Consider the following 10,503-nt stretch of genomic DNA (forward strand, 5'->3'; position numbering starts at 1 on the left):
GTGGGTGGGGTGGTTCTTCACCCAGATCATGGAGAACTTGATGATCTGGTCGATGTCGCTGGGACGCAGCAGGATCGCGTCGCCGGTGTGGAGCGGCTCGGGCTGCCGGTGCTGCCACAGCCGGTAGAAGCGGCCCTCGACGTCGTTGAATCCGAGATGCCGGTCACCATGCGGGTTGATCAGGTGGGTGGTGAAGGGCAGATCGTTCGGGCCCGGCTGCCAGGGCTGCTCCGGCTGGCTCAACATGTCCTCCGTCGATACGCGGCGATCACAACGGTGCCGAGTGGGTCAGCGTCGGCTGGGGGCGGTCCGGGCTTCCGGCCACTTCATCCGCCCTGGGGCCGACGAGTACGCGACAGGTCAACGGCGCCCGATCGTGCCGCGGAAGAGGGCGTAGGGGGTCACACAGAAGGCACCGATGTTGCAGACGACGAGCATGGTGAGGAACAGCCAGTAGGCGAAGCCGTGGCCGTCGGAAGAGGCGAGGAGGGATCCGTAGGTGAGGCCGACGAGGATGCCGGTGCTCGCGAGCCCGGCAGCCCAGCCCAGCGCGCTCATGCCGAGGCCGAGACCGATGAAGGACCAGAACATGGCAGGACCGGCAAGGACCGCGATGGCCAGGAACAGGGGAGCGGTGATGTCGCGGTCGCCGATGAAGTCCATGAGCTGCGGGATGGAGATGAAGGTCCATAAGCCGGTGAAGGCGATGCCGACGACGACGGCGACGATTGTGATCACACGGGCGGCACGGGCGGCGGATGAGGCGTTCGCGGCGTCGGTCATGAGGCAGTGGACTCCCTCTACTGTGGCGGGCGGGGTGATCGGCTCCGTTCTGGTATAGCCGACGCAGACCACAAGGGGGCGCGCTTCCACGCAAGGCACTCAGACCCGCGAAGAACGCGCCAGCGGAGGCGTTGGAGCTGGCCGAACTCCAGCGCCTGGTCCTCGCCGCCGTCGACCTGTACGTCGACCGCGACGTCCCGCCCGGCAGGTCGCCTGCGAGGAAACGCAACGCCGTGCCCTGGCCGCCTTCCTGGACGGCTGGGACGCGGCGGGCGGTTGGATGCATGCGGATCTGGACTGACCGGACACCTCCAGTGCCCGCGTACGGAGAGAAGCCGGGGTGGAGCCGGTGACGTGAGGTGCGCCAGGCGGGAGAATGCCGCAATGGATACAGACGCCGGGACCTGGCCGGTCTGTCGAGGTGCCCAGCACCTCACCCAGGCCGATGTGGAAGACCTCTTGACCTGGGTGGCCTCGCACCCGGTGTCAGATGACAACCGTGAGCTGCTGACCGGCGTTACCGCCACTCTGTGTCAGGCGATGGACCGACGTGACAGCGAGCCCGCCATCTCCAGACATCACCTCGCCAGGGTGGCTGCCGAGTGGAGCCTGCTCCGCAGGATCGCCCACGGCATTGCAGGCAGCCGACCGGACGACGGCCACGTGATCTGGGCAAGCCCGTTCGTCTACTTCGGTGACACACCCTGACCGTCGCCCCGGTCACGGCAGTTCAGCGCGTCGCCGACTTCCGGCAGCTACGGTTTGCCTTCGGTCAGCTGGCCGGCAGTGTTCTCGATCCACCGCAGCGTCCACTCGACTCCGTCCTGCCAGCCGGGTGCCGCACCGGGGTACCTGCCTTCGGCGTCGGCGCGGATGTTGGCCGCGAGGGTGCGCAGGTCCTTCTGCAGTCCCTGCCGCTGTGCCGTGTCCATGGCTTGGCGCATCTCGTCAGTAATGTCACCGGGTCGGAGTTCGCTCATCGCCCCACCTTGGACGACCACACCCACCGATGGCCAGACCGACCACGGCCCCGACCACGCTGCCGCCACCCCCGACCATGACCCCGACCACCGCTGGTCAGCAGGACGAGGCCGCCCGCCCGCAGTGCTACGAGCCGGGCTCCTGACGCAGATCCAGGAAGCAGCGCAGCCGTACACCGGGCTGGCCGGGCTCCCGGGTCGTACGGTCCGCCGGTGCGATCACGCACCGTGCGGCGAGCAGCTCCTGGACCGCGAGCGCGGTTGCGTCATCGGCGGCCGCGACCTCCACCACAGCCAGGCCCGGCTCTGCCACGTGCGCGTCAGTGATCTCCCTCATGCCTGGCACTACGCGCCGGGGCCCGCAGAAGTTCTCCGATCCTGGCGTCTTCACCCGACCGAGTAGGGGCACCGGGTTGCGCTGGGTGTTGCGGTAGGCGTTGCGCTGGCCTTCACAGCGTCCTGGAGTCCGCCCAGGGCACCATGGGAGTACGGCGTGGTCGGGCCGCTGACATCCCCGTTGCGACCCCCTTCGCCCATGCCCTGGCTGGAGAGGGAGGACAGGAATGGGCGGCGCGGACGCAGCCGGGGACCGGGGCGCCCTCGCAGCTGTTGCGCGCCGGGCGGGGCCGGCGCTCCAGCGCCGCCGACGGTGCGGCCGGGGTCAAGAGTCGTCGGGGGCGGAGTCGGTGATGTGGTCGAAGCCGCGGAGCATGGGCGTCAGCTCCTGGCCGGCTCCGCACAGCGTGCACAGCCGGGTGCCCGGGTGCTCTGCCGCGTCCAGGGCGCGGTCCGCATCGAGCAGCGGCGCGCCCGCCGGTGCTTCCTCGCAGTCCGGTGCGTGCAGGACGGAGCGGGCCGGGCCGCGCCCGTCGCGCACTTTTGCCAGGACCCACCCCGAAGGCCGACGCTCCCCGAGGACCTCGCGGACCACCGCCTGTGGTGACCGTTCCAGCTTCTCGGTGACGACCTGGTCGTAGTCGACGCCTTCGACCGGCCGTACGTGGTCGGGGGCGCGCACCCACACCCGGTACTCCGCCGCTTCCACACTGCCGTCCTCTCGGTCTCGGTACGACGGCATGCCGACCAGGTACAACCAGCCCGTCTCCGTCTGCCGACGCTTCCACAGCCGCGCGACGATTTCCTGCGGCTCGTGCCCCAGTACCGGATCGGCAGGCAGCACGACCCGCACGGGCACCGGCACCAGCTCGGGCCCGGCAGCGTCGTCAGAAGGCGTCGTCACGGCCCCACGGTAAGCGGGCCGGCTGCTGCTGCCCGTCGCAGTCCGGGCCCACGGGGGAGGCGCCGGAAGCCGATCAGGGGGAGGCCGTGGCGGCTTGCGGAGCGGGCACGGCGTCCTGGAGCCGGTCCAGCCGTTCATACAGGGCGCGCAACAGGCGGGCCTTGTTCTTCACTTCGCGCAGGTTCCTCGACCGCTGCGGCAGGCGGCCGGCGGCCTCGCCCAGCATGATCTCAGCGAACAGGCGACGGCCGTCATCGTCGGGCAGCCTGCCCGCGCACGCGCGTACATCGGCGGCGACCGCGTGGGCGGCCCCGGCGAGCAGCAGCCCGACCTGTTCGTAGTCGTCGGATCGCAAAGCCGTCGGATCGGACCACGCAAGCACGGCCCGGACCGCGCGCTCGTGAGTCGCGCGATCGAGCGGCAGCTCCCCGTCGATCCGGCCTTCGGGGTCGTACAGCACGGTGTGACCGTTCATGACATGGGCGCCTTCGCGTGCGCGGGGGAGGTGAGTTCCCGTAGGTGGGCGGCGAACCGGTCGGCCGCAACGAGCGCCGGCGGTGTGCCGCCGCGCGGATGGCTGATCCAGTCGGCCGCGATCGTGCCCTCGTGCGGCGTACTCGGGGTGAGCAGTTGATGTCCGCTGGACAGCACCCGGACACCGGGGATGTTCTCGAAGAAGCTGCCGGAGTCGGCTGGCACCGCGACGTACAGCCGGTCGCTCAGGTGGTCGGCGAGGACCTGGTAGCCGCGTCGGGTGCCCGCGCGCATCGCGGCGAGTGCATCCAGCCCGGCCGCCATCGGTTCGACGGCCACCATGTCCCACTCCCGGCCGCACACTGCCCAGCCGGTGCGGTTGCGGCTCAGCAGCCACAGCCCGCGCTTGGCGTCGGTGACCGCGGCCAGCTCGTGCCAGGTCGGAGTGGCGGGCCTCTTGGCCTTGGCCGTTCCTGCGGCGGAAGCGTCTCCCATTCGCCATCTCCCTGATCGGTCGTCACGTCACGGTCCACGCAAGCAGCAACGCCTCTTCGGGTGCGACGTCCCACCGATGAAAGAACGATGCAAGTCGGCCGGGACCGGGTGAACTATGGCCAAGGGAAGGGCAGGACAACTGTGGGGAGCGGTACGGTCGCCGCATCCGTCCGACACGCGCCCGGAGCCGGTATGGCCGACCACAGCAAGCCCGTCCCCAACACCCGGCTGCGCGCTGTCCGCGAACTCGAATTCCAGATGAGCCGCCGCGAGTTCGCCAAGAAGATCAACGACACCGGCAGGGCGATGGGGGAGAACGTCGCCTGCGGCCCGCGCCTGGTCGCGGACTGGGAAGACGGCAACGTCGCCTGTCCCCGTGCCGTCTACCAGCGCATCCTGACCCAGATGACCCGCGGGCGGAGCATGGCCGACCTCGGCTTCCGCCTGCCCGCGCCAGCACCGTCCGTACGGCCCGCCGCCAGGCAGTCCGGGGCGCAGGAGGATTCGGTGGAACGACGCGCCTTCCTCTTCGAAGGCGCCGGTGTGCTCCTGGCCCTCCCGCTCGCCGCCGGGCAGACGCCGGGGAAGATCGGCGCGAGCGAGGTACGCGCCGTCAAGGCCGCCGTCACCACCCTGTACGCCAAGGACCACGACCACGGCTCCGCGCCGCTGCGCCAAGCCGCGTCCGAGGCGCTGCACACCGCCTACCAGTGGCTCCAGTCCGGCACGTACACCAGCCGCACCGAGTCGAAGCTGCGATCGGCGACCGGCGCCCTGTCGATCGCCGCCGGGTGGCTCTCCTACGACTCCGGCCGGGCAGGCGACGCCCACTCCCTGTACGGCGAGGCCCTCGCCGCCGCCCGGATCGCCGACGATCCCGAACTCGAGGCACACGCCTTCGGCTGCCTCTCCTTACTCGCCAAAGCCTCCGGCCGGCCCCGGGAGGCGATCTCCGCCGCGCAGGGCGCCCAGGCCGTCGCCCGCCACCTCGGCTCCCCGCGGCTGCTCTCCCTGTTCAACATGCGCGAGGCCGGCGGCTGGGCGCTGATGGGCGACGCCACCGCCACGGACAAGGCGATCGTCCGCGCCCACACCCTCTACGCCCAAGGCCCCTCCGACGACGATCCGCCCTGGCTCGACTTCTACGCGCCCGGTGAGCTCGCGGGCCTGGAGTGCCTCGCCCGCGCGGACCTCGGGCAGCACGAACGCGCCGCCTCCGGCGCTGAACAGGCCGTTCTCCTGCACGGTGACGCCTTCGCCAGGAACAGGGCCTTGTACACGGCCGACGTCGCCATCCAACATGCGGTGAGGGACCGTCCCGAGCCGGAGGCAGCCGCCGAAGCCGCGGGCCGGGTCCTCGCGTTCCTCCCCGAAGTGCGCTCCGACCGGCTGCTGCAGTCCCTGCACAACGTCGCCGGCGCACTCCAGCGACACGGCCGCGTACCCGCGGTCGCGTCCTGGATCGAGGAATACCGCACCACCACCGCCACCGGAGGAGGACGGGCGTGACCAGCACCCGCACAGACGTCGTGATCCGCACCTACGGCCCCGGCCAGGTCCCGCCGATGCTCGACACGATCGCGGACATCTGGTCCGACGCGCACCCCGAACTGGTCGACACCCCGGGCGCCTCCACCGACGGCCTGTCCGCCGCCGCGCTGCGCCGCCAGGTCACCAGCCACCTGAGGCACGAAGGCTTCACGCTGGTCGCGGCCTACGCGAACGGCTCCATGGTCGGCTTCGGCTACGCCTTTCCGTGCACACCCGAGTACTGGTACGGCGAACTCCTGCCCGAGATCCCCGAACACGTCCGCGCGGGCCGCCTCATGGGCCTGTGCGAGCTTGCCGTCACTCCCGCCCGGCAGTCCCAGGGCATCGGCTCCCGCCTCCACTCCGCGCTCCTCAAGGCCATCAACCCCGACTACGCCTCGCTGCTGGTCCGCCCGGACAACACCGCCGGCCGGACCCTGTACGAACGACTCGGCTACACGTACGCGGGCCCGTACCGCAACGAGCCCGGCGGCCCGGTCTACGACCTCTTGCTCCTCAAGGTCGACGCCGACGCGCGGTAGGGGCTCACGCGGTCCGCTCGCCACCGTTTCGCAGTCTCTCTCGCGAACGTCTCCAGCCTTGTGCTCCGAGGGTGCATGTAGACGTAGTGGTCGGCGGCGAGGATCTGCACAGTGTTGATTCTGTCCATGAGGGCGCGTGGGATGGCGGCGACGGCGTTCTTCCTTCCCAGGGCCAGCAGATGGCGGGGAGTGATGGGCAGGATGATGGAGTGCGCGTCACCGAAAGCCATGTTGTACGACCAGGGCGTGGTGTCCGTGCGCACGGACACCGCCGGATTGTCGCCGACCAGGAACTGGCCGCTCTCCGGCGTCAGCACCTCCAAGTGCCAGTTCGAGGCCATGGCACGCACCTTGTTGAACATGCTCTCGATGCTGGTGCGAAACAGTGCACCTGTTCCGTAGTCTTGGGTGACCTCGGACTGTTCGACGAGACGCTCGGCGAAGGCATCGAGGGCACCTGCGTCGGTCAGGTGCAGCCTGGTCTGCCGCAACGCCTCACGGCGCAGCGGCTCCGGGAACCGCTCGACGAGCTCACTGCGGGCCCTCACGCGCACAGTCTCGAACGCGTTGGTGTACACGTCGCGATAGCGGTGCGACCGCACATAGTGCAGAACGATCAGGTCACGCAAGGCCTCAACGTGCAGGGGGTCAGCGAACGGCGTGCCAGCGTGTACAGCCTCGAAGGCATCGGGAGCCCGCCTCTCCACGGAATTCCACAGATCCTCGGCAGACTGGGAGTCGTAGGCGACGAAGGTGTCGGCCCAACCACACGCCCGGGTGCTCTTCAGCTTGTTCGAGCGTTCTGGGTAGCGCACGTCGACGGGACGCACCTGAGGGCCACGGTCATCCGGCTCGGCCATGGTGAACTGCTTGAGCAGGACCTGAGAGACGAGGTGCTGCCGGGATATCTGAGCTGCCTTCACCCGCCCGATTCTGCCAAGCGCCCGGCACACGGCGCCAAGAATTGTCATCCGCCAGCAAGCTGCCGGGGGCCTCTCCCAACCGATCCAAGGCACCGCAGATTGCGCCCAGAACCGCGCCCGCGCCGTACGGGCCCTCTACACGCGGCTGGACCGTCTCACCGAAACACGTCCCGGCCGCCCCGTAGTTCGCGGAAGGGGAGCGGCCCAGGATCCCAGGGCCTACACGCACACCAGTGCGATGCCCCAGTTCAGAGCCACGGCATCGCACCCCAGTGCGTGTAGGCCCTGGGGAGCGATGCCGCTGGCCCGGGACAGCGGAGGACCCTTGGAATTCGCCCCGCACAGATCCCAGTGAGCACGGCCGCGTCGCCGTCGCGCACCGCCTGGTCGTAGCGGTCCTGGAACGGTTGGAGATGGGCACGCAGCTCCGTACCGAGCTGCGTCTCCGCGGCCTCGACCTGCGCCCTCGCCTCCTGCACCCCCGGGTCGGACAGCAGAGCCGAGATGACCTTCTCCGCCTCCGCGAAGGCGCTGGTGCGGACGTGCCCCCGTATGGCTTCCCGCACACGCTGCTCTTCGTCGCGCCCGGTCATCACGCTGCGCCTTCCACTGCCGCCCACTCCAGCCCGAGACTGGCCAGCGCGGCGAGCTTGCCGGTCCCGAGCTTCCCGCGCCTGCTCTTGCTGTTGCTGAGAAATACCCCAAGCCGAACCTCGGTCCCATCCTCCAACTGCTCTACGTGGGCTCTGGGGACCGTCACAGAGCCCGTGCGGGCCCTGTACTGCGCCAGGGCCGCAATGCCCCTCTCGAAGGCGCTCACGGGCGCCGTGGACGGCTCCGCGGGGATGGCCGTGGGTGCCGAGGCCCCAACCGCGGGGGGCGGGGTGACGCCGACGGCCTCCAGGCGCTCGCGCTGACCCTCCGCCAGGGCCGCCCAGACCTCGGGCTTTTGCTGCCGGGCTAGCCACTTGCCCACGTCCATTCCGTGGACCGTGAACCCCGGCAGGACCTCCGCCGGGCCGTCCTCGTCACGGACCAGCTCGCGCAGCGCGGCGAAGTACCGCTGCCACTCCGCCGGCCACTTGGGGTTCCAGTCCTCATCGACCGCCAGGAGCGCGGCCTCCCACTCCGGCTTGTCGGCGAGCGCACCCGGCCGCCGCAAATTGGACAACCACTGCCCTACCGGCCTGTCCAGCGCGGATGCGGACCGAGGCGCACAAAGCGTCCAATGTTCCTCGAAGTACACTCGTGCCGCCGCCAGGTTCTCCTGGAACCGCTCATCAGCGACCGACCAGACCATGCCCAACTTCTCCAGCCGCGCGGCTCGCTTGCCGGTCATCTGCCCAGCCCCGTAGGCCCGTCGCTGTTCTGACACCCATGTACCCAGCGGAAACATCCCCTCACGGTGTTCGTAGGGGACGCGGGCGTGAAGCTCGCGCTCCGCGAAGTTCTTGAGCGCCGCCCAGCCCCTCGCCCAGTCCTGCCGCTCCGTGTCGATGACGTTGAAGGAAACCCAGTCCGCGACCATCACCGGGTCACGCGGAGCCGCAAAACGAAGCAGCAGACGCGATTCTTCTTCGCCTTTCTCGGGCGCCGTGCCGATGTGCATCGACGGCTCAACCATGGCTTTCTGAGGCTCCTGGGGGATCGCCAGAAGTTCCACGGCTTCTTCATCGTGAGCCCGAAGACCTTCGAGAACCTTCACCAGAGGGCGGTAAGACCCGGAGGTGAACATGTCTTCCGGCTCTTCTCCCGGCTGCAAGAAAATCGGCACAATCAGAGAGGCCAGTTTTCCCTCTCCGGGCTTCTGTCGCAGAGCGCGCCCAATGGCCTGCACGATATCGTGCGGCGCCCCCTTGGGATCCAAAAGAGCCACGGAATCCACGGCGCGAATATCAACGCCCTCACCCAATACACGGCAATTCGAAAGAATCGCACGCAGCGCCGTCGACCCGAACTTGCCCAGAACTCCCCGCCGGCGCTCAGGCACGTGCTCCCCGCACAGCCAGTCCGCCCAGACCTCCGCCGGGTACCGGTCCGGCTGATCCTCGTGCAACCGGGCCGCGACCCGCTCCAGCCCCTCCGCATAGGCCTGTGCCTCTATGGTCCGGTGGTGGAAGGTGATGCACGTCTGCAGAGAATGCCTGGCCATGGTGTGCAGCAGCGCGGCCTGGAGCGCCCCGAGACGCTGCCCACGCACCTCTTCGCTGCGCCGGTCCTCGCCCATCAGCCGCTCGGGCGTGACGACCGGGTCCTGGAGCTCCAGCACGATGATCTGATACCGGGCGAGCAGCCCCCTGGACACGGCCGACGCCAGCGACAGCTTGTAGAGCACCGGCCCGAAGACGTCCTCGTCGTCCATGGAGGCCGCCATCTCCTGTGGCAGCGCATCCCGCACGCCCTCAGCGACCTCCCAGCTCGGGGGGCGCTCCTGCCAGATCCGCGGAGTCGCCGTCAGATACAGCCGGCGCACCGACGGGATCACGCCCTGGTCGTGCACGGCAGCCCACGCCTTACCCATCGAACCACTGGTCCGGTGCGCCTCATCGACACACACCAGGTCCATGGGAGCGAGCTGCTGCCCGTACACGCCCTCGAAGGCCTCCGCGAGGACACCGAGACTGGCGTACGTGGCGAAGATGATGACCTGCCCGGTTCCGTGCCACAGAGCCAATTGCACGGGGTTGGTGGTGGACCGGACTTTTAGCGCCCACAATTCCGGATCGTCCTGGAGCGAGCACACCGCAACCGCAGGCCCCTTGTGCCCGACCGAATTCCACGCCTGAACCGTCTGGCTCAGCAGATCCAGTGTCGGCACCAGAACGAGAATGCGCCCCTTGGGCGCGAGCCGCTTTGCCGCCGATGCCGCGATGATGGTCTTTCCCGTCCCGCACGCGGCGTGCACCTGACCGCGCAGACCATTGGAGGGAATGCCGTCCGGCGGGATATCGAGGCCGCGCACGATGGCGGCAACGGCCTCAATCTGGTGTTCACGCAGTTTCACGGCCATTCCCATGTTCTCCTTTTCGCGGAATACGGCCCGCTATCTGAAAGGGAATCCCGGAGCGGTGAGGGTCCGGGGTGGTGTTGGTGTCTGCCCCCAGACTCTACACAGCCAGCCCATGTGATGCATCACCCTTGCGACAGGTTCGCCCTCCCGGATGATACTTGGCTGATTCTCCCCCATGACACCGGGTCAGCGTGTATGCTGATGGGGTGTCGCCAGATTGGACGTTCGGGTAGTTGAGAGCAGGGGAGGGGTTCGGGTGGAGCGCAAGCGGAGCCCGTCACGACGATGGGCCCGACACCTGTCGCCCGACGGACCGTCACATCCGTTGCGGGGGTGATGGCTGGGATTCCCAGGGGCTACACAGGCCCGCGCATGATGCACCCCCCTGTCGCCAGCCCCGGCACCCGCGCTTGCGCGGGTGCCCTCAATTCGCGCTTGCGCGAATTGACACCCCGCCGAAATTCCGTTTACGGAATTCCATTCCCGCGTTTACGCGGGAATTCGAATTGCGCTTGCGCAATTCGCG

13 protein-coding genes are annotated in these 10,503 nt (G+C 69.0%); 3 read left to right on the forward strand and 10 right to left on the reverse strand.

Going from position 1 to position 10,503, the window contains the following annotated elements; all coding sequences use genetic code 11:
• On the reverse strand, positions 1-246 hold a 246-nt coding region (locus WH07_RS17055; RefSeq protein ID WP_046500798.1), incomplete at its 3' end, for a hypothetical protein.
• Between the two features lie 114 nt (positions 247-360).
• Positions 361-783, reverse strand: coding sequence for a hypothetical protein (locus WH07_RS17060; protein WP_046500799.1), 423 nt, complete (start codon positions 781-783; stop codon positions 361-363).
• 384 nt (positions 784-1,167) lie between these two features.
• Between WH07_RS17060 and WH07_RS17065 the strand changes: the two genes are divergently transcribed.
• On the forward strand, positions 1,168-1,491 hold the full coding sequence (locus WH07_RS17065) for a hypothetical protein (RefSeq protein WP_046500802.1): 324 nt from the start codon (positions 1,168-1,170) through the stop codon (positions 1,489-1,491).
• Positions 1,492-1,538: 47 nt separating this feature from the next.
• On the opposite strand, the gene WH07_RS39805 is transcribed toward WH07_RS17065, so the two are convergent.
• From WH07_RS39805 to WH07_RS17085, 5 genes are all read right to left on the reverse strand, one after another.
• Complete coding sequence (locus WH07_RS39805) at positions 1,539-1,763, reverse strand: hypothetical protein (protein WP_157877370.1); 225 nt, start codon at positions 1,761-1,763, stop codon at positions 1,539-1,541.
• A 127-nt stretch (positions 1,764-1,890) separates the two neighbouring features.
• Entirely contained in the window at positions 1,891-2,100 is a 210-nt protein-coding gene (locus WH07_RS17070; RefSeq protein ID WP_046500803.1) for a DUF6207 family protein, read from the reverse strand.
• A 324-nt stretch (positions 2,101-2,424) separates the two neighbouring features.
• Complete coding sequence (locus WH07_RS17075; protein WP_408645862.1) at positions 2,425-3,003, reverse strand: DUF6233 domain-containing protein; 579 nt, start codon at positions 3,001-3,003, stop codon at positions 2,425-2,427.
• Between the two features lie 73 nt (positions 3,004-3,076).
• On the reverse strand, positions 3,077-3,463 hold the full coding sequence (locus WH07_RS17080; RefSeq protein ID WP_332836360.1) for a restriction endonuclease: 387 nt from the start codon (positions 3,461-3,463) through the stop codon (positions 3,077-3,079).
• An 11-nt stretch (positions 3,464-3,474) separates the two neighbouring features.
• Complete coding sequence (locus WH07_RS17085) at positions 3,475-3,972, reverse strand: hypothetical protein (protein WP_046500805.1); 498 nt, start codon at positions 3,970-3,972, stop codon at positions 3,475-3,477.
• 192 nt (positions 3,973-4,164) lie between these two features.
• Between WH07_RS17085 and WH07_RS17090 the strand changes: the two genes are divergently transcribed.
• Both WH07_RS17090 and WH07_RS17095 read left to right on the forward strand, forming a co-directional pair.
• On the forward strand, positions 4,165-5,481 hold the full coding sequence (locus tag WH07_RS17090) for a hypothetical protein (protein WP_046500806.1): 1,317 nt from the start codon (positions 4,165-4,167) through the stop codon (positions 5,479-5,481).
• The gene (locus WH07_RS17095; protein ID WP_046500807.1) at positions 5,478-6,044 is read left to right on the forward strand and encodes a GNAT family N-acetyltransferase; all 567 of its coding nucleotides are present in this window, start codon (positions 5,478-5,480) and stop codon (positions 6,042-6,044) included. Before WH07_RS17090 ends, WH07_RS17095 begins: the two co-directional genes overlap by 4 nt.
• On the opposite strand, the gene WH07_RS17100 is transcribed toward WH07_RS17095, so the two are convergent.
• The 3 genes from WH07_RS17100 to WH07_RS17110 all read right to left on the reverse strand — a co-directional run bounded on the left by WH07_RS17100 (position 6,002) and on the right by WH07_RS17110 (position 9,977).
• A complete protein-coding gene (locus tag WH07_RS17100) occupies positions 6,002-6,967 on the reverse strand; it encodes a DUF4238 domain-containing protein (RefSeq protein ID WP_046500808.1) in 966 nt (321 codons plus the stop codon). The genes WH07_RS17095 and WH07_RS17100 overlap by 43 nt on opposite strands.
• Positions 6,968-7,215: 248 nt before the next feature.
• Complete coding sequence (locus tag WH07_RS36280; RefSeq protein ID WP_198533827.1) at positions 7,216-7,560, reverse strand: hypothetical protein; 345 nt, start codon at positions 7,558-7,560, stop codon at positions 7,216-7,218.
• Complete coding sequence (locus WH07_RS17110) at positions 7,560-9,977, reverse strand: DEAD/DEAH box helicase (RefSeq protein ID WP_046500810.1); 2,418 nt, start codon at positions 9,975-9,977, stop codon at positions 7,560-7,562. The genes WH07_RS36280 and WH07_RS17110 overlap by 1 nt, the downstream gene beginning before the upstream one ends.
• Between the last annotated feature and the right edge of the window lie 526 nt (positions 9,978-10,503).

It is taken from the genome of Streptomyces odonnellii (assembly GCF_000981895.1).
GTDB classification, from domain to species: Bacteria; Actinomycetota; Actinomycetes; order Streptomycetales; family Streptomycetaceae; genus Streptomyces; species Streptomyces odonnellii.